Annotated in this window: 21 protein-coding genes; 16 read left to right on the forward strand and 5 right to left on the reverse strand. The window is 62.0% G+C overall.

Going from position 1 to position 24,455, the window contains the following annotated elements; genetic code table 11:
• The first annotated feature begins 2 nt into the window (after window positions 1–2).
• The 9 genes from AC1DUB_RS23260 (at window position 3) to AC1DUB_RS23300 (ending at window position 10,024) form a co-directional block, all read left to right on the forward strand.
• The gene (locus tag AC1DUB_RS23260) at window positions 3–1,280 is read left to right on the forward strand and encodes a TRAP transporter large permease subunit (protein ID WP_477717238.1); all 1,278 of its coding nucleotides are present in this window, start codon (window positions 3–5) and stop codon (window positions 1,278–1,280) included.
• 70 nt (window positions 1,281–1,350) lie between these two features.
• Window positions 1,351–2,319 carry a DctP family TRAP transporter solute-binding subunit gene (locus AC1DUB_RS23265; protein ID WP_477731533.1) on the forward strand — a complete coding sequence of 323 codons (969 nt, stop codon included), beginning with the start codon at window positions 1,351–1,353 and terminating at the stop codon, window positions 2,317–2,319.
• A gap of 40 nt (window positions 2,320–2,359) precedes the next feature.
• A complete protein-coding gene (locus tag AC1DUB_RS23270) occupies window positions 2,360–3,304 on the forward strand; it encodes a YncE family protein (RefSeq protein WP_477731534.1) in 945 nt (314 codons plus the stop codon).
• A gap of 42 nt (window positions 3,305–3,346) precedes the next feature.
• Entirely contained in the window at window positions 3,347–4,354 is a 1,008-nt protein-coding gene (locus tag AC1DUB_RS23275; protein ID WP_477731535.1) for a TRAP transporter substrate-binding protein, read from the forward strand.
• Between the two features lie 79 nt (window positions 4,355–4,433).
• A complete protein-coding gene (locus tag AC1DUB_RS23280) occupies window positions 4,434–5,339 on the forward strand; it encodes an amidohydrolase family protein (RefSeq protein WP_477731555.1) in 906 nt (301 codons plus the stop codon).
• Window positions 5,330–6,289 (forward strand): amidohydrolase family protein, encoded by a 960-nt coding sequence (locus AC1DUB_RS23285; protein ID WP_477731536.1) that lies wholly within the window; start codon window positions 5,330–5,332, stop codon window positions 6,287–6,289. The genes AC1DUB_RS23280 and AC1DUB_RS23285 overlap by 10 nt, the downstream gene beginning before the upstream one ends.
• A gap of 25 nt (window positions 6,290–6,314) precedes the next feature.
• A complete protein-coding gene (locus AC1DUB_RS23290) occupies window positions 6,315–7,313 on the forward strand; it encodes a TRAP transporter substrate-binding protein (RefSeq protein WP_477731537.1) in 999 nt (332 codons plus the stop codon).
• Window positions 7,314–7,494: 181 nt separating this feature from the next.
• Window positions 7,495–8,943, forward strand: coding sequence for an aldehyde dehydrogenase family protein (locus AC1DUB_RS23295; protein WP_477731538.1), 1,449 nt, complete (start codon window positions 7,495–7,497; stop codon window positions 8,941–8,943).
• A 106-nt stretch (window positions 8,944–9,049) separates the two neighbouring features.
• Window positions 9,050–10,024, forward strand: a complete 975-nt coding sequence (locus AC1DUB_RS23300) for a tripartite tricarboxylate transporter substrate binding protein (protein WP_477731539.1) — start codon at window positions 9,050–9,052, stop codon at window positions 10,022–10,024.
• 78 nt (window positions 10,025–10,102) lie between these two features.
• On the opposite strand, the gene glmM is transcribed toward AC1DUB_RS23300, so the two are convergent.
• The 4 genes from glmM to AC1DUB_RS23320 all read right to left on the reverse strand — a co-directional run bounded on the left by glmM (window position 10,103) and on the right by AC1DUB_RS23320 (window position 15,428).
• The gene (glmM, locus tag AC1DUB_RS23305; protein ID WP_477731540.1) at window positions 10,103–11,434 is read right to left on the reverse strand and encodes a phosphoglucosamine mutase; all 1,332 of its coding nucleotides are present in this window, start codon (window positions 11,432–11,434) and stop codon (window positions 10,103–10,105) included.
• A 176-nt stretch (window positions 11,435–11,610) separates the two neighbouring features.
• A complete protein-coding gene (gene folP / locus AC1DUB_RS23310) occupies window positions 11,611–12,468 on the reverse strand; it encodes a dihydropteroate synthase (protein ID WP_477731541.1) in 858 nt (285 codons plus the stop codon).
• A 117-nt stretch (window positions 12,469–12,585) separates the two neighbouring features.
• Window positions 12,586–14,508: an ATP-dependent zinc metalloprotease FtsH gene (ftsH, locus tag AC1DUB_RS23315; RefSeq protein WP_477731542.1), complete on the reverse strand. Its 1,923-nt coding sequence runs from the start codon at window positions 14,506–14,508 to the stop codon at window positions 12,586–12,588.
• Window positions 14,509–14,684: 176 nt separating this feature from the next.
• Window positions 14,685–15,428: an RlmE family RNA methyltransferase gene (locus AC1DUB_RS23320; RefSeq protein WP_477731543.1), complete on the reverse strand. Its 744-nt coding sequence runs from the start codon at window positions 15,426–15,428 to the stop codon at window positions 14,685–14,687.
• Between the two features lie 42 nt (window positions 15,429–15,470).
• On the opposite strand from AC1DUB_RS23320, the gene AC1DUB_RS23325 reads away from it, so the two are divergent.
• From AC1DUB_RS23325 to AC1DUB_RS23335, 3 genes are all read left to right on the forward strand, one after another.
• Window positions 15,471–15,944, forward strand: coding sequence for a YhbY family RNA-binding protein (locus AC1DUB_RS23325; RefSeq protein WP_477717250.1), 474 nt, complete (start codon window positions 15,471–15,473; stop codon window positions 15,942–15,944).
• Window positions 15,945–16,101: 157 nt separating this feature from the next.
• The gene (locus AC1DUB_RS23330; RefSeq protein ID WP_477731544.1) at window positions 16,102–18,162 is read left to right on the forward strand and encodes a M3 family metallopeptidase; all 2,061 of its coding nucleotides are present in this window, start codon (window positions 16,102–16,104) and stop codon (window positions 18,160–18,162) included.
• A gap of 53 nt (window positions 18,163–18,215) precedes the next feature.
• Window positions 18,216–18,887, forward strand: coding sequence for a glutaredoxin family protein (locus AC1DUB_RS23335; protein WP_477731545.1), 672 nt, complete (start codon window positions 18,216–18,218; stop codon window positions 18,885–18,887).
• A gap of 36 nt (window positions 18,888–18,923) precedes the next feature.
• Here the strand turns inward: AC1DUB_RS23335 and rpiA are convergent, their stop codons facing one another.
• The gene (gene rpiA / locus AC1DUB_RS23340) at window positions 18,924–19,607 is read right to left on the reverse strand and encodes a ribose-5-phosphate isomerase RpiA (RefSeq protein ID WP_477731546.1); all 684 of its coding nucleotides are present in this window, start codon (window positions 19,605–19,607) and stop codon (window positions 18,924–18,926) included.
• A 109-nt stretch (window positions 19,608–19,716) separates the two neighbouring features.
• Here rpiA and AC1DUB_RS23345 point away from each other — a divergent pair, with 109 nt between their 5' ends.
• From AC1DUB_RS23345 to AC1DUB_RS23360, 4 genes are all read left to right on the forward strand, one after another.
• Window positions 19,717–20,769, forward strand: coding sequence for a quinone-dependent dihydroorotate dehydrogenase (locus tag AC1DUB_RS23345; RefSeq protein ID WP_477731547.1), 1,053 nt, complete (start codon window positions 19,717–19,719; stop codon window positions 20,767–20,769).
• A 286-nt stretch (window positions 20,770–21,055) separates the two neighbouring features.
• Window positions 21,056–22,345, forward strand: coding sequence for a succinyldiaminopimelate transaminase (dapC, locus tag AC1DUB_RS23350; RefSeq protein ID WP_477731548.1), 1,290 nt, complete (start codon window positions 21,056–21,058; stop codon window positions 22,343–22,345).
• A gap of 23 nt (window positions 22,346–22,368) precedes the next feature.
• A complete protein-coding gene (dapD, locus tag AC1DUB_RS23355) occupies window positions 22,369–23,208 on the forward strand; it encodes a 2,3,4,5-tetrahydropyridine-2,6-dicarboxylate N-succinyltransferase (RefSeq protein ID WP_477731549.1) in 840 nt (279 codons plus the stop codon).
• 48 nt (window positions 23,209–23,256) lie between these two features.
• On the forward strand, window positions 23,257–24,444 hold the full coding sequence (locus tag AC1DUB_RS23360; protein ID WP_477731556.1) for a PilT/PilU family type 4a pilus ATPase: 1,188 nt from the start codon (window positions 23,257–23,259) through the stop codon (window positions 24,442–24,444).
• The last annotated feature ends 11 nt before the right edge of the window (window positions 24,445–24,455 follow it).

A 24,455-nucleotide genomic window follows, 5' to 3' on the forward strand; every position in this document is an offset into this window, starting at 1 on the left:
TCATGACCATTGTGATTTTTTTGACCTCCCTGATGGGAGCCATGACCCTGGGCGTTCCCATTGCGTTCTCCCTGCTGGTGTGCGGCGTCGCCCTGATGGTGCACCTGAACAGTTTTGACACGCAAATCCTGGCGCAAAACCTCCTCGAAGGTGCCAATAACTACCCGTTGATGGCTGTTCCGTTCTTCATGCTCGCCGGTGAGCTGATGAATGCCGGCGGCCTGTCGCGGCGCATTGTCGACGTGGCCAACGCCCTGGTGGGCCATGTTCGCGGTGGGCTGGGTTACACCGCCATCATTGCGGCGGTCGTCATGGCCAGTATTTCCGGCTCTGCGGTGGCCGATACGGCTGCCTTGGCAGCGCTACTGATACCCATGATGCGCAAGGCGGGCTACAACGTGCCGCGTGCCGCAGGCCTCATTGCCTCGGGCGGCATCATCGCGCCCATCATTCCGCCCTCGATTGGCTTTGTGGTCTTTGGAGTGGCCGCGCAGGTATCCATTACCAAGCTGTTCATGGCCGGCATTGTTCCGGGTGTGATGATGGGCGTGGCGCTCGGGATCACGTGGTGGTTTTGCGCCAAGAAGGAGCCGCTGATCAATGGCGGCGCCTTTAGCCTGGCCAAAGTGGCTAGCGCCATCGTAAGTGGCACCTGGGCGCTGGCATTGCCCATCGTGATCATCGGCGGCATGAAATTTGGTGTGTTCACGCCAACCGAAGCGGCCGTGGTTGCGGTGGTGTATTCCCTCGGGGTCGGCCTGTTTGTCTATGGCGAGCTCAAACTGGCAGAGCTGCCCGAACTGATGCTGGCCGCCGCCAAGACCTCCAGCACCATCATGTTTTTGGTGGCTACCGCACTGGTCTCTGCCTGGCTCATCACCATCGCCGACATTCCAGCACAGGCCGTTGCGTTGCTGCAGCCGTTCATGGACAGCCCCAAGCTGCTCATGCTGGTGATGATGCTGCTGGTCATTGTGGTGGGCACCGCGCTGGACTTCATGCCCACCGTCTTGATCCTGACGCCCATTTTGATGCCGGTGGTCAGGCAAGCGGGTATTGACCCGGTCTATTTCGGCGTGATGTTCATCATCAACAACGCGATTGGTTTGCTGACACCCCCCGTAGGAACGGTACTCAATGTGGTGGCAGGTGTCGCCAGGGTCAACCTGGACAAAGTCATCAAGGGCGTCTGGCCCTTCCTGCTGGCGCAAACGGTTTTGCTGTTTCTGTTCGTGTTGTTCCCACAACTCATCACGGGGCCGGCGGCCTGGTTCCGCTGAACACCCGGTGGGTGCTTCCAACCCCTTCCATCCGATCCATCCCTTCCACCCCTTCATGCCAGGAATCATCATGCGCATCGTCCATCGCCTCGCGCTGTGCTCACTGCTGGGGTTTTGCAGTCTCACGGTGTCTGCCCAGACCGTCCTGCGCCTCAGTCACGCGGGCTCGCTGAGTTCCAGCCAGCATCTGGCGGCGCTCAGGATGGCCGAAGTCGTGAAGGAAAAGACGCAGGGCGCGCTGCGCATTGACGTTTACCCCGAAAGCCAGCTGGGCAACGATGCCAAGGCAATTGCCGACACACAAAAGGGCGCACTGGACATGGTGATGGCCGGCAGCCCCAACTTCGTCGCCCTTGCGCCGCGGCTGGTCGAAATCGACCTGCCCTATTCGTTCGACACGCCACAGCGGGCCTACCAGGAGCTGGACTCGAAGTTCTATGGCCAATCACTGCTCAATGAGCCGCTGGCCAAAGGCATCAAGGGTCTGGCCTTCTGGGAAGTAGGCTTTCGCATCATCACCAGCAACAAGGGGTTTGTGAAAACGCCCGATGACCTGAAGGGGCTCCGGCTGCGTGTGGTGGGCAATCCTGAGCAGCACGAGTTTTTCAAGGCCCTGGGAGCGCAGACCGTGACCATGCCGCTGGGTGAGCTCTACGAGGCCATCCGGGCCGGCAAGCTCGATGCGCAGGACCATCCGCTGCCCATCACCTACAGCTCCAGGCTCTATGAAGTGCAAAAGTACGTCACGATGACGCGGCATGCCTACACGGCCCTGATGGTGGCGATCAACGCGGGCCGCTTCGAGTCGCTGACTGCGGTACAACAGAAAGCGCTGATGGAGGCGGCCGTGGCCGGCCGCAATTTCCAGCGGGAGCTGAATGCAAAGAACGAAAAAACCATTCTGGCCGACCTCAGGCGCCAGGGTGTGAACGTGCTGGAGTCAGTGGACTCCAGGCCGTTCCGCCTGCTGGCTACGAAGCAGAGTGGAAGCTATTTCTCCCGCAGACTCGCCTCATCCGAGTTGACCCACAGCAAATAAGCAATAAATAGCCAATCAACGAACCTCACGAAAGTTTGCCATGTCATCCCGCGAAACCTTGCTCCTGGTGCAGAAATGCGCCCACACCTTCAGCTTTTACGACCTGAGCACTGGCCAGGCTAAAAAACACATCGTGCTGCCCAATTTTCCGCACGAGTTCACGGTAGACCCGGTACGCCGGCGCGCCTATGTGGGTCACTACGGCATCGAGACCGCCAGCCACCTGGGCGACGTAGGCGGGCACTCGGTCTTCGTGATCGATCTTGACAAGCAAGAGCATGTGGCAACGCTGAATATCTGGCCCTTTTACCGCCCGCACGGCCTGACGGTAGATGCCGAAGGCCGCCTGTACGTGATGTCGGAGGCACACAACACGCTGCTGCGCTTCTCCGACCCGGTCAACCGCCATGTGCCCGACCTCGCCGTTCCCTCCGGTGGCTACAAGACCCACTTGTTCGCCTTGACGAAGGACGCGCAAACTGCGTATGCGCTCAACCTGCTGTCGAACACGGTCACCAAAATCAAGCCGAATGACCCGACCTTCACGCCGGTGGCCATGGTGCCGGGCCCGGTGCCCGAAGGCAATGTGCTGTCTGCGGATGAGTCGCTGCTGTATGTGGCCAACCGGGGTGACGACACCATCGTCGCCGTCGACACGGCCAGCATGAAAGTGGTCGCGTCGGGCAAGACACGGCGTGATCCGAACCGGGTCTACCGCTTCCGCGGCGCGCAAGGCCAGGACCTGCTGCTCACCACCAATTCGGGCGAGCACTCGCTGTCCATCTTCGGCACCGATCTGCAAGAGCAGCGTTGCTTTGCCCTGCCCAGCAATCCGCTGGCGCTGTCGTTTCACCCTGTGGAGCGCGCGGTCTACATCTCGTTTCAGGACGAGACGGTGCGCCGCCTCAACCTCGACAGTTTCGAGTTCGAGCAGGAGATCAAGACCTTGCGCGAGCCTGATTCTTCCTACGTGTGGCAACACTGATAGTTCGAGCCCCAGCTTCATAAATGCAACAGGAGACAAAGCATGAAGATTCGCCGGACCGCGCTGCGCGCCATCACCACCACCATCGCCGGCAGTTTGCTGGCCATGACGCTGGCACTGCCGCAACTCGCGCAGGCGCAGGCGGTCAAACTGCGCTTCAGCCATTCGGGCACCGAAGCCGACTCGCAGCACGCGGCGGCGCTGGAGTTCGCGCGCAAGGTCAAGGAGCGAAGCAACGGCCAGGTGGAAGTGCAGGTCTATCCCAACAGTGCGCTGGGCAATGACACCAGCTCGATCGCCGGGGTACGGGGCGGCACCATTGACATGGCGACCTCGGGCACGCCGTACTACACCGGCATCGTCGGGCGCATGAACGTGCTGGACCTGCCCTACATTTTTGCCAATGCCGAGCACGCCTACAAAGTGCTGGATGGGGCCATCGGCCGTGGACTGCTGGATGAACTCGACGCGCACGGCATGAAGGGCCTGGCGTACTGGGAAGTGGGTTTTCGCAGCCTGACCAATTCGCGCCGCGCGATCAGGAGCCCCGAGGACATCAAGGGCCTGAAGGTGCGCACTACACCCAATCCGGCACACATCAAGGCGTTCCAGATTCTGGGGGCCAGCCCGACGCCCATGCCCTTTTCAGAGGTTTTCCCCGCCCTGGAAAGCAAGACGGTGGACGGGCAGGAAAACCCCGTGATCATCGTCAGGGCAGCCAAGCTTTATGAAGCGCAGAAGTACATGTCGCTGACCCGGCATGCCTATACCGCCATGCCGGTGATCATCAACAAGGCCCGCTTTGACAGCCTGACGCCCGCGCAGCAGAAGGTGTTGCTCGACGCCGCACGCGAGGCCGGCACCTTTCAGCGCGAGCTGAACCGCAAGAGCGAGGCCGGTGACATCGCCTACCTGAAGTCCCAAGGCATGCAGATCGAGGAAAACATCAATCCGGAACCGTTTCGCAAGCTGGTGGGAGAACCCATCAAGCAGCTGTTTGCCGAGAAACACGGCACGCAACTGGTGGACGCGGTGCAGGGCGCCCGCTGATCCGCCCCCTCGAACTTCGCCCCCTTGCATTTCTTATAAAGCGCGCACCGTGAACGACCCGACTTCCCGGCAGGATGCCATGCCCATCGTCGATGCACATCATCATCTGTGGGACCTGTCGCGCGGCCGCTATCCGTGGCTGCAGGGCGCTTACAACCCGCAGGAATTCTTCCTGGGCGACTACCAGCCTTTGTGCCGCAATTTCCTGCCGGCGGACTACCGGGCAGCCAGCAATGACTGCAATGTGCTCGCTACCGTCCACGTGGAAGCCGAGCGCGACCGCAGCGAACAGGTAGCCGAGACCGCCTGGCTGCACGAGGTACATGCTGAATACGGCTTCCCCAACGCGGTGGTGGCGCACGCCTGGTTTGACCGGCCCGACACCGAGGAATGTCTTCTTAACCACCTGCGCTACCCGCTGGTGCGCGGCATCCGCAGCAAGCCCGTCACTTCCCGCTCGCCCGCCGACAGCGTGCAGGGCCAGCCCGGCACCATGCAGGACGAACCCTGGCTGCGTGGCTTCTCGTTGCTGCACAAACATGGCCTGAGTTGGGACCTGCGGGTACCCGCCTGGCATTTGCCCGAGGCGGCGCAGGTGGCGCAGATGTTCCCGGATGTACCCATCGTGCTGAACCACCACGGCTTTGCCTGGGACCGCAGCGAGGAAGGCCTGAAGCGCTGGCGTGGCTGGATGGAAGTGCTGGCGCGTCAGCCCAACGTGCATGTGAAGCTGTCCGAATTCGGGCTGCGCGACAGCGCTTGGGACTGGCAGGACAACGCCCGCATCGTGCGCGACACGCTCGCCATCTTCGGCTGGCAGCGCTGCATGTTTGCCAGCAATTTTCCGGTGGCGGGTTTGCGCATCGGCTACCCGGAACTGGTCAGCGGTGTGCTGCGCATGCTCGATGGCCTGACGCCCGCACAGCAGCGAGCCGTGATGTGCGACAACGCGCTGGCCTTCTACCGAATCGCGCGATGCGCCTGAATGACCTGGCGCAGGCGAGGAAGGACTTTCTCACGACGGGAGATGAGCAATTTCTGCCCATCGTCGATGCCCATCACCATTTTTGGGATGTACAGCGCAACCCCCACCCTTGGTTGACGCAGCAGCCGCCAATTGCCTTTCGTTACGGCGACTACAGCGCCATCTGCCGCAACTTCCTGCCCGGGGACTACCGCCGCCTGGTCAGTCGGCATCGGGTGCTGCGCAATGTTCTGATGGAAGGCGAGTGGGACCCGCGCGACCCCGCGGGTGAAGCGCGCTGGGTCCACACGCTGGCGCAACAGACCGGCACGCCGCACGCCATGGCAGCGCAGGCCTGGCTTGACCGGGAAGACCTGGGTGAATTGCTGGCCATCTATGCCGGGCTGCCCCTGGTGCGCAGCGTACGGCACAAGCCACGCAGCGTGGCCCGCGCCGGGCACACGCCTGACTATGCTGCGCCGGGTTCGATGCGCTGCCCTCGTTGGCGCGCAGGTTACGCACAGCTCGAAGCCGCCGGGCTGATGTTCGAACTACAGGCGCCCTGGTGGCACTTTCATGAGGCGGTCGAACTGGCGCGCGATTTCCCGCGCACCACCATCGTGATCAACCACACGGGGCTGCCCTCGGAGCGCGATGCGCAATCGCTCGCAGACTGGCGCCTGGCCCTGGAAGCGATGGCGGGCCAGTCCAACGCTTTCCTGAAAATTTCAGGCCTTGGTGTCGCCGGCCAGCGCTGGACGCCACAGCTGCAAGCCCCCGTGGTGGGCGACGCAATACGCATTTTCGGCTGGCAGCGCTGCATGTTTGCCAGCAACCATCCGGTCGATGCGCTGATCGCATCGCTGGACGATATCTTCCAGGGCTTCAAGACGCTGACGGCGCAAGTGCCGGCGGAGCAGCGCCTGGCCCTGTTTTGCGACAACGCCGTTCGCTTGTACGGCCTGAGCTGATTTTTACTACCACCAGGAAACGACGATGAGAAACGCATTGAAACTGACTGTACTGGCCATCGCGCTGGGCGCTTGCGCCTTGGTCCAGGCGCAGGAGATCCGTGCCAAGTTTGGCACCAGCCTGCCCGACAGCCACCCGCAGACCCTGGGCGCGCGCAAGTTCGCCGAGCTGGTGGAGGCCAGGACAGCCGGGCGCATCAAGGTCTCGGTGTATCCAGGTGGCCAGCTCGGCAACGACGTGCAGATGCAGGGGGCGCTGCAAGGCGGCACCCAGGAATTCACGGCGCCTTCGACGGCCACGCTGACGGGGCTGGTGAAGGACTTCGGCGTGCTGGGACTGCCGTTCTCGTTCACAACCGAAAAAGAAGCCGACACTGTGCTGGATGGACCGTTCGGTCGAAAGCTGCTCGCCAGGTTGCCGGACAAGGGCCTGGTCGGCCTGGCGTATTGGGAGAACGGCTTTCGCAATGTCACCAACAGTAAACGTCCCATCGTGCATGCCGAAGACATCGCCGGCCTGAAGATTCGAACCATGCAAAACAGCCTGTACATCGACATGTTCGGCGGCTTGGGTGCCAACGCCGTGCCGATGGCCGTGACCGAGCTGTTCCCGGCACTGGAATCCCGGGCCGTGGACGCGCAGGAGAACCCCTACACAGTCGTTCATGCGCAGAAGTTCTACGACGTCCAGAAGTATCTCTCGACCACGGGCCATGCCTACGACGCGCTGGTGTTGCTCGTCTCCAAAAAATTCTGGGACCGGCTCGCACCGGCCGACCAGAAAGCCGTGCAGGAAGCCGCCGTCGAGTCCACCGCGTTCGAACGCAAGACCAGCCGCGAACTCAACGCCCGGCTGCGTCAGGAACTGGTCAAGCTCGGCATGCAGATCAATGAAGTTTCCCCGCAGGAAAAAGCCCGCATGCGCGAGAAGCTGCAACCCGTCATTACCAAACACATGGCCGGCGCCGGCGAGGATGTGGCACGCGAATTCTTTGCCGAAGTCAACAAGGCCCGCACAAACTGACACTGAAGAGAGACCCGGCCTTCGGACGCGTACTGGCACTGCCTGAAGTCAAGGCCCGCATTCGCATGGGCGGCGACATTTTGCCGATGTACGGCGAAACCTTTGCGCGCTTCAATCTTGCAGAGTACGTGTCTTACAAACGCCTCATCACCCAAGCCAAAATCACCGCGAAATAAACCATATGATTCAACACAACAACTTCATCAACGGCGAGTGGCTGGCCGGCAACAGCACCAGTGCCAACCTCAATCCCTCCAACCTGTCCGACGTCATCGGCGAGTACGCGCAGGCCGATGCTGCAGGCCTTGATGCGGCCGTGCAGGCGGCGCAAGCGGCCTTCCCCGCCTGGTCCACCTCCGGCATCCAGGCCCGCTCGGATGCACTCGACAAGATCGGCACCGAGATTCTGGCGCGCCGTGAGGAGCTAGGCACCCTGCTCTCGCGCGAAGAAGGAAAAACGAAACCGGAGGGCATTGGCGAAGCCACCCGCGCCGGCCAGATCTTCAAGTTCTTTGCCGGTGAATGCCTGCGCCTGTCGGGTGAAACCGTTCCGTCGGTGCGTCCCGGCATCGGCGTGGAAATTACCCGCGAGCCTGTGGGTGTCGTCGGCCTGATCACGCCTTGGAATTTTCCGATTGCCATTCCCGCCTGGAAAATCGCGCCCGCGCTGGCCCATGGCAACTGTGTGGTCCTGAAGCCGGCCGACCTGGTGCCGGGCAGCGCGTGGGCCCTGGCCGAGATCATCTCGCGCTCCGGCATCCCGGCGGGTGTCTTCAACCTGGTGATGGGGTCGGGACGCGTGATCGGCGACGCGCTGGTCAATCATCCGGGCATCAACGCCATCAGCTTCACCGGCTCGGTCGGCGTGGGCAGCCGTATTGCCGAGGCCTGTGCGAAGAACCTCAAGAAGGTACAGATCGAGATGGGCGGCAAGAACCCGCAGGTCATCCTGGACGATGCAGACCTCAGCCAGGCGGTGGAACTGAGCGCGCAGAGCGCTTTTTATTCCACCGGTCAGCGCTGCACGGCGTCCAGCCGCCTCATCGTGACGGACGGCATTTACCCGGCCTTTGTCAAAGCCCTGCAGGAACGCATGGCCCGGATCAAGGTGGGCGATGCGCTGACCGCGGGCACCGACATCGGGCCCGTGTCCTCGCAGGCGCAACTGGAGCAGGACCTGAGCTACATCGCGATCGGCAAAGCTGAAGGCGCGACGCTGGCATTCGGCGGTGCCCGTGTGCAATGCCACACCGGCAGCGGCGCAGAAGGCTACTTCATGGCACCGGCGCTGTTCAGCGAAAGCATGGCCGGCATGCGCATCAACCGCGAAGAGATCTTCGGCCCGGTCGCCAGCATCATCCGCGTCAAGGATTACGAGGCGGCCCTGGCTGCCGCCAACGACACACCATTTGGCCTGTCTGCGGGCATTGCCACCACGTCGCTGAAATACGCCACCCACTTCAAACGGCACAGCCAAACCGGCATGGTGATGGTCAACCTGCCCACCGCAGGGGTGGACTACCACGTGCCATTCGGTGGACGCAAAGGCAGCAGCTACGGCCCGCGCGAGCAAGGCCGGTATGCGCAGGAATTTTTCACGACGGTGAAGACCGCCTACACGCTGGCCTGACGCAGCGACCGCCCGGCGGATTGGTCCCCATGCAGGGGGTCTGCCCCTTTTTCTGCCCCTTTTTCTACCCCTTTTTCTGCCCTCAAATTTTAATAACGGAGACACCATGAACATCCCCCGGACTCTCGCTCGCGCGGGTCGCGCCTTGACCCTTGCCCTGCTACCGCTGGCCGCCACTGCAGTGCTGGCCGCCGACTACCCGACCCGGCCGGTCGAACTGGTGGTCGCCGCCTCGGCCGGGGGCGGAACGGACGTGATGGCGCGTGCTTTCGCCGACGCGGCGCGCAAGCACTTCCCGCAACCTATCATCGTGATCAACAAGCCCGGCGCCGCCAGCGCGATCGGTTTCGGCGATGTCGCCAACGCCAAGCCCGACGGCTACAAGGTCGCCGTGGTCAGCGTCAACCTGGTGATCCTGCCGGCGCTGAACCTCATGAAGCTCACCAGCGACGACTTCATCCCGATCGCGCGCCTGAACTACGATCCCTCGGCGATCACGGTGCGGGCCGATGCTCCCTGGAAAACGATAGAGGAATTCATCGCCGACGCCAAAAAACGGCCCGGCGCAATGCAGGTGGGCAATGGCGGGGTCGGCGACATCTGGCATGTAGCCTCTGCTGCGTTTGAGGACCGAACCGGCACCCAGCTCAACCATGTGCCCTTCCAGGGCGCGTCGCCGGCCATTCTCAGCCTGCTGGGTGGCCACGTGGACGCCGTCTCCGTCAGCCCCGGCGAGGTGATGTCGCACGTGCAGAGCGGCAAATTGCGCACGCTGGCCGTGATGTCCGAGCAACGACTGGGCGGCGTGTTTGCCGATTCGCCGACGCTCAAGGAAAGGAAGATCGACCTCGCCATCGGCGTGTGGCGTGGTCTTGCCGTGCCCAAAAATACGCCGCCAGACGTGGTGGAGGTGTTGAAGAATGCCGCGCGCAGCACGGCGAGCGACGCGGCTTACAAAGAGACGCTGGTCAAGGCCAACCTGGGCGAGGCTTATCTCGATGCCACGCCCTTCAAGGCATCGATCGAGAGCGACCGCGAGTCACTGAAGAAGGTGCTGGCGAAGCTGGTCATCCAGAAGTAACAACAGGGACAGACCGGGCACGCATTCGAACCGATGGGTTCATCACCACGCCGAAAGCGCATGCTGGAAAACGGCTTTTCAGGAGCGAACCGTATCGGCCACACGCTCGGCACAGGCCTTGGCCTGCTGAGCGTCGCGCGCTTCGACCATCACGCGCAGCAGCGGTTCGGTGCCACTCGCACGAATCAGCAAGCGGCCTGTGTCGCCCAGTTCGGCTTCCACCGCTTTGGTCTCAAGCGCCAGTTTTTCGCTGGCTTTCCAGTCCTGCCCGGGCTTGAGCCGCACATTGACCAGCGTCTGGGGAAAGAGCACCACATCGCCCAGCAACTGGGCAATGGTTTTCCCGCTGCGCACACAGGCCTGCAATACCTGCAGCGCGCTGATCAGGCCATCGCCGGTGGTGTGTTTGTCCAGCGCCAGCAAATGGCCCGAGCCCTCACCGCCCAGCAGCCAGCCACGCTTTTCGAGTTCCTCCAGCACGTAGCGGTCGCCCACCTTGGCGCGCACAAACTCGACTCCCCTGCTTTTCAGGGCCAGCTCCACGGCCATGTTGGTCATCAGCGTGCCGACCGTGCCCGGCACTTTTTCGCCGCGCGCCAGGCGTTCGCTGACCATCAGGAACAGCACCTCATCGCCGTTGAAAAGCCGTCCTTCGGCGTCCACCATCTGCAGGCGGTCGGCATCGCCATCGAGTGCAATGCCGTAATCGGCCTGGTTGGCCCTGACTGCCGTGATCAGCGCATCAGGATGGGTCGCGCCGACCTCGTGATTGATGTTCAGGCCATCAGGCGCGCAGCCGATGGCGATCACTTCGGCACCCAGTTCATGAAAGACCTTGGGTGCGATGTGATAGGCCGCCCCGTGGGCACCGTCCACCACGATCTTCAGGCCCTTGAGCGTCAGGTCATAGGCAAACGTGCTCTTGCAAAATTCGATGTAACGCCCCGCCGCATCGTCCAGGCGGCGCGCCTTGCCCAGCGTGGCCGAATCCGCCCATACTGGGGGTTCCTCCAGCGTCGCCTCCACGGCCAGTTCCCACTCGTCGCTGAGCTTGGTGCCCTGGGCGCTGAAAAACTTGATGCCGTTGTCGGGGAAGGCATTGTGGCTGGCACTGATGACGACCCCCAGACTGGCGCGCTGGGCCCGCGTGAGGTAGGCCACGCCGGGGGTTGGCAGGGGCCCGAGAAGCACCACGTCCACGCCAGCGGAGTTGAAACCGGACTCCAGCGCGCTTTCGAGCATGTAGCCGGAAATCCGGGTGTCCTTGCCAATCAGTACGGTCGGGCGTGATTCCGTTCGGCGAAGCACCCGACCCACCGCATGTGCCAGCCGCAGCACAAAGTCTGGCGTGATGGGCGGCTGGCCCACGGTGCCGCGGATGCCGTCGGTGCCGAAGTATTTTCTGGTCATGTTTCTTGTCCCTGTGAAGCCTGGTTGTGCAGGAAGTGTGTGCCTATTTTAGGTTTGCAGGCTCGGTCGTTCGCCCAAATTCGCCCAGGAGAAGTGTCAGGCGTTGTTTCGAACGCTTTCCCTCGGGGAAAAAACTCGGCAAGCAGCGGCAAAGTACAGAAACAAACGCAGGCAACTTAACTGCTCGCAGCCGACCATACCTTCAGGGCCTGAACGGTTTCGCGCACATCGTGCACGCGCACCACCCGGGCTCCCCGCTCTACGGCCAGCAAGGCGGCCGCCACGCTGGGCACCAGGCGGTCTTCAATCGCCAGCGGGGCGTCGGCTGGTGAAGTTCTGCTCACCGCCACCAGTGACGATTTGCGAGACCACGCGGCCAGCAGCGGGTAGCCAGCGGCCAGGAACTCCCGCTGGCGTGCCAGCAGCGAAAAATTCTGTGCCACGGTTTTCCCGAACCCCACACCCGCGTCGAGCACGATGCGGGCCCTGTCAACGCCGGCGGATTGCAGCTCGCGCGCAGCATGCTCCAGAAACGACAGCACCTGAGGCACCACATCCCCTTCCATGGGGGCCATCTGCATGGTTTGCGGCTCGCGATGCATGTGCATCAGGCAGACGCCGCAACTCGGGTGACCGGCCACGACCTGCCTGGCGCCCGGCTGGCGCAGGGCCCAAATGTCATTGATGATGTCGGCGCCCAAATCCAGCACAGCCTGCATGACCTCGGGTTTGTAGGTATCTACCGAGAGCGGTACGCCGAGAGTGGCCGCGTGGCGAACAACCGGCAACACGCGCGCCAGCTCGTCCTGAAGCGGTACCGGCGACGCGCCGGGGCGGGTTGATTCGCCGCCGATGTCGAGCATGTCGGCACCGTCGCTGAGCAGTTGCTCGCAATGCGCGAACACTCCGGAAAACCCGCCGCTGCGCGTGAAGTACTTGCCACCGTCGGAAAACGAATCGGGCGTGACATTGACGATGCCCATCACCCGCGGCTGCGACACATCAATTTGAAAACGTGAGGTTTGCCAAATCACGAAGCAGTCTTCCTGAAAATGAGCCGTGAGGCTGTTGCGGTACAAAGCCCGCGACAAAGAAAAAACCGGGGACTGGCCCCGGTTGTCATCACTTGCGGACGGTCTTCAGCTGATCGATCAGGCCACCGTGGGCGCTGGATCCGTGCTCACCGCCGGGGTACCGCCGCTGGGGCCACCACCGCCGCCCACGGAGGAGTTGCGCGGTGTCCAGTCCTTGGGAGGACGCGGTTCCTTGCCGGCAATAATGTCGTCAAGCTGCTCGCCATCAATGGTTTCCCACTCAAGCAGGGCCTTGGCCATGGCGTGTATCTTGTCCTTGTTGTCTTCGATCAGCTTGCGCGCCTGGGCGTACTGCTGGTCGATGATGCGGCGTACTTCGGCGTCGACCTTTTGCAGGGTCGACTCGCTCATGTTGTTGGTCTTGGTGACCGAGCGGCCCAAAAACACTTCGCCTTCGTTTTCGGCATACACCATGGGGCCCAGGGCCTCGGTCATGCCATAGCGCGTGACCATGTCGCGGGCCAGCGCCGTGGCACGCTCGAAGTCGTTGCTCGCGCCGGTGGTCATCTGGTTCATGAAGACTTCTTCGGCAATGCGGCCGCCAAACAGCATGCTGATCTGGCTGAGCATGTACTCGCGGTCATAGCTGTAGCGGTCCTGTGCCGGCAGGCTCATGGTCACGCCCAGCGCGCGGCCGCGCGGGATGATGGTGACCTTGTGCACCGGATCACACTTGGGCAGCATCTTGCCGAGCAGCGCATGGCCAGACTCGTGGTAGGCCGTGTTCCTGCGCTCTTCCTCAGGCATCACCATGCTCTTGCGCTCGGGGCCCATGAGGATCTTGTCCTTGGCTTTTTCGAAGTCCTGCATCTCCACGGTGCGGGCATTGCGGCGCGCAGCCATGAGGGCGGCTTCGTTGCAGAGGTTGGCGAGGTCGGCGCCCGACATGCCGGGCGTGCCGCGGGCGATCACGCTGGCGTTCACGTCCTGGCCAAGCGGGACCTTGCGCATGTGCACATTCAGGATCTGCTCACGGCCGCGAATGTCGGGCAACGTCACATACACCTGGCGGTCAAAACGGCCTGGGCGCAGCAGCGCGGCGTCCAGAATGTCGGGGCGGTTGGTGGCAGCCACCACGATCACGCCTACATTGGTTTCAAAGCCGTCCATCTCGACCAGCATCTGATTCAGCGTCTGTTCGCGCTCGTCATTGCCACCACCCAGGCCTGCGCCGCGCTGGCGGCCCACGGCGTCAATTTCATCGATAAAAATGATGCAGGGGGCGTTTTTCTTGGCATTCTCGAACATGTCGCGCACGCGGGCCGCACCCACGCCAACGAACATTTCGACGAAATCAGAACCGGAAATCGAGAAAAACGGCACTTTGGCTTCGCCGGCAATACCTTTGGCGAGCAGGGTTTTACCGGTCCCCGGAGGGCCCACCAGCAGCAAACCGCGCGGAATACGACCGCCCAGTTTCTGGAATTTTTGCGGATCTTTCAGGAAGTCGACAACTTCCTTGACCTCTTCCTTGGCTTCGTCGCAGCCAGCTACGTCGGCAAAGGTCACGGGATTGGTGGACTCATCAAGCATGCGGGCCTTGGACTTGCCGAAGCTGAACGCGCCGCCCTTGCCGCCGCCCTGCATTTGCCGCATGAAATACACCCAGACGCCAATCAGCAGCAGCATCGGGCCCCAGCTGACCAGCAGGGTCATCAGGAGGGAACCTTCTTCGCGGGGTTTGACGTCAAACTTGACGTCATTGGCGATCAGGTCGCCCACCAGGCCGCGGTCCAGGTAGGTTGCCGTGGTGCGGACCTTGCGATCGTCGGTAGTCGTGGCGGAGATCTCGGTGCCGCCCTGGCCTTCAGCAATGGTTGCCGTCTTGATGCGCTTGCCCCGCACCTCCTCCAGAAACTCGGAATAACCCAGGTAGTTGGAGCCTGCGCCACCACGTGTATCAAATTGCTTGAAAACGGTGAACAGCACCATGGCGATCACCAGCCAGATTGCAATTTTTGAAAACCACTGATTGTTCAAGGACTACTCCGATGAAAGGGCCGAAAGAACCCAAAGCCGATGAGATGGCACATGCGACCGATTTTAGGCGTTTCAAGGACAAAAACGACAAGAAGCCAGCTTACGTCCCTTGGTTTGAAGCGGTTTTAAGTGACTTTTGGCACTTCCGGCCGGCTTTCAGGCCGGCTCAGGCACTCTCAGGCACTCTCAGACACTGTGTCAGCCCGTTTTTTAAGCCCCTTGCCAACCAGAAAGGTTTCAGAAGAATTGGAACGCGACGCTTTGGGCTTCATGGGTTTGACCACCTTGAAGGTGGCCCTGAACAGCTTGACCAGCTCGTCATAGCCGCTCCCGTGAAACAGTTTGACCACCAGCGTGCCGTCCGGCTTCATCCGGTTCTGGGCAAACTCCACCGCCAGTTCCACCAGGTGGGCAATGCGTGCCGCATCCGCCGACTCAATGCCCGAAAGATTCGGGGCCATGTCCGAAATGACCAGGTCAACCTTGACCTGGCCCTTGTCCGTCGCCAAAGCCTGCTCCAGTTTTTGCAGCACTTCGGGCTCCCGGAAATCGCCCAGAATGAACGTCACGCCCTCGATGGCGTCCATCGGCAGCATGTCCAGGCCAATGATGCGGCCGTTAAGTTCACCCGCAGCAGCCCCGGTGGGCGAAAGCTTGCGCCGCACATACTGGCTCCAGGCGCCGGGCGTGCTGCCCAGATCCACCACGCAATCACCCGGCCTGATCAGGCCCAGGGTTTCGTCAATTTCCTTGAGTTTGTAGGCCGCACGGGCGCGATAACCCTCTTTTTGGGCAAGTTTGACGTAAGGATCATTGATGTGGTCATGCAACCACGCTTTGTTCACCTTTTTACCCTTGGCGCTCACCTTTGGGCTGTCCTTGAGGTTGTCCTTGGGGTTGTTCTTGGGATTTACTTTCATGCCGGCTATTGTCCTCCTGTGGACTCCACCGATAATTGGCGAATGGCTCAAATTCAACTTACCCCCGCCCAGCGCAAAGAACACCGCGCCGAGGCCCATCATCTCAACGCGGTCGTCATGATCGGCTCCGACGGGCTGACCGCTGCCGTTCAGAAAGAAACTGATGCGGCCCTCAACGCGCACGGGCTCATCAAGGTAAGGGTGCAGTCCGATGACCGCGCCAGCCGCGAAGAAATCTTTCAAACCCTGGCAAACGAGCTCAATGCCGCACCTATCCAGCACATCGGCAAACTGTTGGTGCTGTGGCGGCCCATGCCGCCCAAGGAAAAGAAAATCAACGAAGACCGCATGCCCGGTCCGCGCGATGTGAAAGTGTTGAAAAACAGCTCACGTTACGGTCAGCGGCCCGAGGTTAAAACCCTGCGCGTGCTCGGCAACCAGCGCCTGACGCCGGGCGGTACCGTCAAACGCGCCAAGCCCAAGCAGCGCAGCATCAAGAAAAGCTCACAGGACTAGCCCGCCGATCGCCAGCGGTGYGGGGTACACCCTGCGCAGAGGGCGGAAGACGAAAGGCGGAAGGCGCGATCGCCGCAATCGCCGCAATCGCGACATTCCTGTTGCACGGATCTGGTGAGCCCCTTAGATTTCAAGTTTTCGCCCACAGTTAGACACCATGACCAACCCCCTTCTCGACTTCTCCGACCTCCCGCTGTTTGACCGTATCCAGCCCGAGCATGTGGGCCCGGCGGTCGACGAACTGCTGGTCAAGGCGGATGCCGCGCTGGAACAGGTGACGGCGCCGGACTTCCCGGCCTCCTGGAGCGACATCGCCCGTGTACTGGACGTGGCCACCGAAAACCTCGGCCGCGCATGGGGCGCGGTCAGCCACCTGAACAGCGTGGCCGATACACCCGAGCTGCGCGCTGCCTACAACGCCGCCCTGCCACGCGTGACCGAATTCTGGACACGCCTGGGCGCTGATGAGCGCCTTTACGCCAAATACAAGGCCATTGATCCGGCCGCGCTGAACGCTGAACAGCGCCAGGCCCACAAAAATGCCATTCGCAACTTTGTGCTGTCGGGCGCTGAACTCATCGGCGCCGCCAAGGAGCGCTTTGCCAGGATCCAGGAGCGCCAGGCCGAGTTGAGCCAGAAATTCAGTGAAAACGCGCTGGACGCCACAGACGCCTTCGCTTACTACGCCAGCGCGGATGAAGTGGCCGGCATTCCCGAGGATGTGCTGCAAACGGCACGCACCCAGGCAGAAGCCGAGGGCAAGCCTGGCTACCGGCTCAGCCTGAAGATGCCGAGCTACCTGCCCGTCATGCAATTTGCCGACAGCAGCGCGCTGCGCGAAACCCTTTACAAGGCCTATACCACCCGCGCCAGCGACCAGGCGCCGGCCGAATACCGCCAGTTCGACAACAGCGCCGTCATGCGTGAAATTCTGGCGCTGCGCCTTGAAGAGGCCCGGTTGCTGGGCTATCAGAACTTTGGCGAAGTGTCGGTGGTGCCCAAGATGGCCAAATCCCCGGAAGAGGTCATCAGCTTTCTGCGTGACCTGGCCCGGCGCGCCCGCCCCTATGCTGAAAAAGACGTCGCTGACCTGCGCGCATTTGCGGCCGCGACGCTGAACCAGTCCGATCCACAGCCATGGGACTACGCCTACATTGGCGAAAAGCTCAAGGAAGCCCGCTACGCCTTCAGCGAGCAGGAAGTCAAACAGTATTTCACCGCCCCCAAGGTGCTGGCGGGCTTGTTCAAGATTGTCGAGACCCTCTTTGAAGTGACCATCCGCAAGGATTCCGCGCCCGTCTGGACACCCGGCGTTGCGTTTTATCGCATTGAGCGCAACGATGAGCTGATAGGTCAGTTCTACCTGGACCAGCCGGCCCGCACCGGCAAGCGCGGGGGGGCCTGGATGGACGATGTGCGCGCACGCTGGCTGCGCCCCGACACCGACAAGCTGCAGACGCCCGTCGCGCATCTGGTCTGCAATTTTGCCGATGGCGTTGGCGGCAAGCCTGCCTTGCTGACCCACGACGATGTGACCACGCTATTTCACGAATTCGGCCACGGCCTTCACCACATGCTCACGCAGGTCAACGAGCGTGACGTCTCCGGCATCAGTGGTGTCGAATGGGACGCGGTCGAGCTGCCCAGCCAGTTCATGGAGAACTTCTGCTGGGAGTGGGATGTGCTCAAGCACATGACGTCTCATGTCGAAACGGGTGAGCCCCTGCCACGCACGCTGTTTGAAAAAATGCTGGCCGCCAAGAACTTCCAGAGCGGCATGCAGACCCTGCGCCAGGTCGAGTTTTCACTGTTCGACATGCTCTTGCATACCTCGCACAACCCCTCGGATGACCTGATGGACCTGCTCCATGAAGTGCGCAGGGAAGTCGCCGTGATTCCGGCCCCGCCCTACAGCCGTACCGCACACACCTTCAGCCACATTTTCTCCGGTGGTTATGCGGCGGGTTACTACAGCTATAAATGGGCCGAGGTGCTGTCTGCCGACGCTTATGCGGCCTTTGAAGAAACTGCGGCGGCACCGGCTTCATCCGTTGGTGAAGATGTCAGCAAGACAACTGTAACGGTGGAAACCGGCAGAAAATACCGGCAAGCCATACTGGAGGCCGGTGGAAGCCGCCCTGCCATGGAATCCTTCAAGGCTTTCAGGGGCCGCGAGCCTTCCATTGATGCCTTGCTGCGTCATCAAGGCATGGGTTAGAAACGTTATAAGCTCTGGACTGAAAACTTGTACTTGTGACCGACTGGAAAACCATGAGACTCAATGCTGCTAAATCCTTGATGCCCAACGCTCTGCTGGCCCTGGCACTCGCCGCGGGCAGTCTTGTTTCACCCCTGTCGCAAGCCCAGCAGGTGTACCGCATCGTGGGGCCTGACGGCAAAGTGACCTTTTCCGACCAGCCACCGCCCGCTTCCAGCAACGCCAAAGTCAGCGGCGCCAACACCAGTCCGGGTGGAGGCGCCGCTCCGACGGGCCTGCCCTTCGAGTTGAGGCAGGTTGCCACCAAATATCCGGTCACGCTGTATTCCGGCGAGAACTGCACCCCCTGCGGCGCTGCCCGCTCCATGTTGACCAGCCGCGGCATTCCCTTCACCGAAAAAACGGTCACCACCAATGAGGACATCCAGGCGCTGCAGCGTTTGAGCGGCGCTGCATCGCTGCCGTTCGCAACCATCGGAAGCCAGCAACTGAAGGGGTTTTCCGACTCCGAGTGGACGCAGTTCCTGAACGCAGCCGGCTACCCGCCGTCGTCAGTCTTGCCTTCCAGCTATCGTCGTCCGGCGCCTACACCACTGGTAAGCGTGTCGACCGCACCCGGTCCCGCGCCAGCGGCCGGCGGAAACCCTGCATTCGTGGAACGCCCTGCAGCCCCGGCTCCCGCAGCAACCCAGCCGAACGACAATCCGGCCGGCATCAAGTTTTAAGCAGGCTGGCCCCTCACCTCGGGCCAAAAACCGCGGTTAAAACGCCAGGGTCCTGACCCCGTCCGACGCCCCCAGCAGGCACACATGAGCCTTCTGGAAAGCAAACACCCCCACCGTCACAACCCCTGGCCACTGGTTTACCTGGGACTCAAACCCCAGGGGGTCGGTGATCTTCAGGCCGGTCACATCCAGAATATGCTGGCCGTTGTCGGTCACCAGCGGCTCCCCGCCCTCCGCTCCACCTTTGGACCGCAAGGTCGCCGTGCCACCCAGCGCAGCAAACTGGCGTGCAATGCGCCTGGCAGCCATGGGGATCACCTCCACCGGCAAGGGAAAGCTGCCCAAGGTCTGCACCAACTTGGACTCGTCGGCAATGCAGACAAATTTTCGTGACTGCGCCGCCACAATTTTTTCGCGCGTGAGCGCCGCGCCACCGCCCTTGATCATGTAGCCCGCGTGGTCGATCTCGTCGGCGCCATCGATGTACACCGCCAGCTCATCCACTTCGGTGGCGTCAAAGACCTTGATACCAATGGCCTGCAGGCGTTCGGTAGACGCCACCGAGCTGGAAACCGCCCCGGCAATGCGGTCCTTCATCGTTGCCAGTGCATCAATGAATTTGTTGACGGTGGAGCCCGTGCCCACGCCGACAATGCTGCCGGGTTCCACGTAATGCAGGGCGGCTTGGCCGACCAGGGCTTTGAGTTCGTCTTGAGTCATGTTGGGCCTGTAAAGGTGGGAAGTTGGTTTTTGCGACAATCGGAGCCGATGTCCGGGCCCTGCCCGGGCTGTCCACAGCAAGTTGCTTCAAATCAAGTCGAATTATCCAATGTCCCTGCTCCCCTACGCCCTGGCCCGTCCCTTTTTATTTGGGCTAGACCCTGAAACGGCCCACGAGTTGACCATGGCCTCGCTGGCGCGCACCCAGGGCACGCCGCTGTCGCTGGCGTGGTGCTCCAGCCGCGTGAACGAYCCCATCGAGCTGGCCGGCCTGAAGTTTGCCAACCGCGTGGGCCTAGCGGCCGGGCTGGACAAGAATGCCCGCTGCATCGACGGCCTGGCGGCCATGGGGTTTGGGTTTGTCGAAGTCGGCACCGTTACGCCCAAGGGGCAGCCCGGCAACCCGAAGCCCCGCATGTTCCGCCTGCCCGAGGCCAATGCGCTGATCAATCGCCTGGGCTTCAACAATGACGGGCTGGACGCCTTCCTGGCCAACGTGCAGCAATCCCGCGTTCGCAGGCAGAACACGCCCAACCCGTTGATCCTCGGTCTGAATATTGGCAAAAACGCCGCCACGCCGATTGAAAACGCGGTGGACGACTACCTGGCGTGCCTGGACGGCGTGTACCCCCATGCCGACTATGTCACCGTCAATATCTCCAGTCCCAACACCAAAAACCTGCGCGCGCTGCAAAGCGATGAAGCCCTCGACGCGCTGCTGGGCCGGATTGCCGAACGACGCGAATCACTCGCCAGACAATATGGCAAACGCGTGCCGATTTTTGTGAAAATCGCACCCGACCTTGACGAAGCCCAAGTCGACGTGATCGCCGCCACGCTGAAGCGCCATGCCATGGACGGCGTGGTTGCGACCAACACCACCCTGAGCCGCGACGCCGTCAAGGGCCTGCGCCACGCCGAAGAAGCCGGTGGGCTGAGCGGCGCGCCAGTGCTCGAAGCCAGCAACCGCGTCATCCAGCAGCTGCGCGCCGCACTCGGCGCAGGCTTTCCCATCATTGGCGTGGGCGGCGTGATGAGCGGACGGGATGCCGTCTCCAAAATCAAGGCGGGTGCTGACGTCGTGCAGATTTACACCGGGCTCATCTACAAGGGCCCTGAACTTGTGAACGAAGCCGCACTCGCCATCAAAAAGAGTCGTTGACCCGGGTAGTCCAACAAAAGGAAAACTACTCGCTCGCAGCTCGAACCGGGCACTGCGTCCCTTACGTCAGGGGAGTCCAACCCGAATCGCGATACGCTTCGCTGCAGCCTGCCGGGTTGATGCCTAAACGCCGGCGAACTTATGGCGACCCGCCCTGCCGTGAAGAAGCAACTACCGTGATGGTTTTGCTTTGCAAGGCTCTTTTTTTTCGGTGCGGCCACCATGGCATACCTGCGGGCACGACGCCGCCCAGCCAACCCAGCGCCAAGGCTGGATAATCTGCGCTATGAATCCCCTGCTCTCCCGCCTCCAGCCCTACCCTTTTGAACGTCTGCGCCAACTGCACGCCGGCGTCACCCCCAACCCGGCCTACCGGCCCATCAGCCTGGGCATTGGCGAACCCCGGCATGCGACGCCGCAACTCATCAAGGATGCCCTGACGGCCAGCCTGAGTGGCCTGGCGAGCTACCCCGCAACCCTGGGTGAGCCCAAATTGCGCCAGGCCATGAGCGACTGGCTGGCCCGCCGCTATGGCCTGACGATTGACCCGGCCACGCAAATCCTGCCGGTCAACGGCTCGCGGGAGGCGCTTTTTTCACTGGCACAAACCGTGATCGACCCGACGCAGGCCGGCGCCCGACCGCCGCCGGGCCGCCCCAAGGCGGGCGACGCCCCATCGGGGGGCAGCGAACCACACGACGTGGGGAGCGTGGGGGCACCCATTGTCATCTGCCCCAACCCTTTCTACCAAATCTACGAAGGCGCCGCGCTGCTGGGCGGCGCGCAGACCTGGTTTGCGCCCAGCGACCCCGCACGAAACTTTGCGGTGGACTGGGCGGGTGTGCCCGAGTCCGTGTGGGCCAAAACCCAACTGGTGTTTGTCTGCTCGCCCGGCAACCCTACCGGCGCCGTGATGTCGCTGACGGAGTGGGAACTGCTGTTCAAGCTGAGCGACCAGTACGGCTTTGTGATCGCCTCGGACGAGTGCTACAGCGAAATCTACTTCCGCGACGAGGCGCCGCTGGGCGGGCTGCAGGCCGCGGCGCAATTGGGCCGGCATGACTTCAAAAACCTGATCTCGCTGACCAGCCTGTCCAAGCGCAGCAATGTGCCGGGCCTGCGCAGCGGTTTTGTGGCGGGCGATGCGGCGCTGATCAAGCCCTTTTTGCTCTACCGCACCTACCACGGTAGTGCCATGAGCCCGGTAGTACAGGCCGCCAGCATTGCGGCCTGGAACGACGAGCAGCATGTGGTGGACAACCGCGCCCTGTACCGCGAAAAGTTTGCCCGAGTGACGCCACTGCTGGCCTCGGTGATGGAAGTGGCCCTGCCCGATGCCGGTTTCTACCTGTGGGCCGGCATACCTGAAATATTGGGGGGCTCGGACACCGAATTCTCGCGCGAGCTGCTCGCTCTTTACAATGTGGTGGTGTTGCCGGGCAGTTACCTGGCGCGCGATGCCCAAGGCCATAACCCCGGCGCCGGCAGAATCCGCATGGCACTGGTGGCGGAAACCGCCGAATGCGTGGAAGCGGCGGAGCGCATCGTTCAATTCATTCAATCCAAAGCTCGCTGAAAAACTTAACGAAGACTCAATCCATGACTCAAGACAACCTGCAAAGCACCCTCCAGAACACAATCGACGCGGCCTGGGAAGATCGCGCCAACCTGTCACCCAAATCAGCCCCCAAAGAAGTGCTGGAAGCGGTTGAGCACACCATTGCCCAACTCAACAGCGGCAAGCTGCGCGTCGCCACGCGCGAAGGCGTGGGCCAGTGGACGACGCACCAGTGGATCAAAAAAGCGGTGCTATTGAGCTTTCGCCTCAAGGACAACCAGCTCATGCGCGCCGGCGAGCTGGGCTTTTTTGACAAGGTGCAGACCAAGTTTGCGCATCTGAGTGAGGACGAAATGCGCGCCACCGGCGTGCGCGTGGTTCCCCCAGCCGTGGCTCGCCGCGGCAGCTACATTGCCAAGGGCGCGATTTTGATGCCCAGCTACGTGAATATCGGCGCCTGGGTCGGCGAAGGCACCATGGTCGACACCTGGGCCACCGTGGGCAGCTGCGCGCAAGTCGGCAACAATGTGCACCTTTCCGGCGGCGTGGGGCTGGGCGGCGTGCTGGAGCCCTTGCAGGCCAACCCGACCATCATTGAAGACAACTGCTTTATCGGCGCGCGCTCCGAAGTGGTCGAAGGCGTGATTGTTGAAGAAAACTCGGTGATCTCCATGGGCGTGTACATCGGCCAGAGCACGCCGATTTACGACCGTGAAGCGGACACCGTCACCTACGGCCGCATTCCGGCCGGCTCCGTCGTGGTGTCGGGCAACCTGCCGAAGGCCGGTGGCAAGTACAGCCTGTACTGCGCCGTGATCGTCAAGCGGGTGGATGCCAAGACGCGCGCCACGACCAGCCTGAACGACCTGCTGCGCGATTGATTTGCTGACGACCTGAAAGGATAATTGATCATGACTGAAGGCCGGACAATGAGCACGATGGAGAGGATCCTTCGTTTGATGGCGGATAAGAAAGCCTCGGATGTTTACCTGTCGGCTCATTCGCCCGCCCTCATCAAGATCAATGGCCAGGCCATTCCCATCAATGCCCAGATCCTGCCGCCCGACGCGCCGCGCAACCTGCTGGCCGAAGTGCTGCCGCCCGAACGGATCGAAGAGCTCGAGGAAATGGGCGAACTCAACATGGCGCTGCCGATTGCCGGCCTGGGCAATTTCCGCATCAGCGGTTTCCGGCAGCGCAGCACCTATGCGGCGGTGATTCGCTTCATTCCGAATGAAATCCCTGCGCTGGACACCCTGAACGTGCCGGCCATCCTGTCCAGCCTGATCATGGAAAAACGGGGGCTGCTGCTGATGGTGGGCTCCACCGGCGCAGGCAAGAGCACCACGCTGGCGGCCATGATGGACCACCGCAACGAAACCACGCTGGGCCACATCCTCACCATTGAGGATCCGGTCGAATTCCTGTTCACCAACAAGAAATCGGTGGTCAACCAGCGCGAGGTGGGCAGTGACACCCAGTCCCTGCAGGTGGCGCTAAAAAATGCACTGCGCCAGGCGCCTGATGTGATCCTGATCGGCGAGATCCGCGACCGCGAAACCATGTCGGCCGCCATTGCCTATGCGCAGTCGGGCCATTTGTGCCTGGCTACGATGCACGCCAACAACAGCTACCAGGCGCTGAACCGCATCCTGAGCTTTTACCCGGTGGAAGTGCGCCCTACCATGCTGGGCGACCTGGCCGCGGCGCTCAAGGCCATTGTGTCGCAGCGCCTGCTGCGCACACAGGACGGCGCCCGCACGCCGGCGGTGGAAGTCATGCTCAACACCAAGCTGGTCGCCGAGCTGATCGAAAAAGGCGACTTCTCCGGGGTCAAGGAGGCCATGGAAAAATCCATGGCCGAAGGCTCGCAGACCTTTGAACAGGACATCGCCCGGATGATCGTGGAAGGCACCGTCACGCGCAAGGAAGGCATCCTGCATGCGGACTCGCCGACCAACCTGATGTGGCGCCTTGAGAACGACTTTGCCGGGGCAGCCAAGGACAAGGCGAAGGAAGCCGAGGAAGAGCCGGATGATGAGGCCTCGTTCACCGAGATCACTCTCGACGTTCACCACGGCTCGAAATATGGCACCACGGGCTTCGGCTCGCTCTGAGCACGGCCCCG

This window comes from Polaromonas sp. P4_F9, from assembly GCF_056401235.1.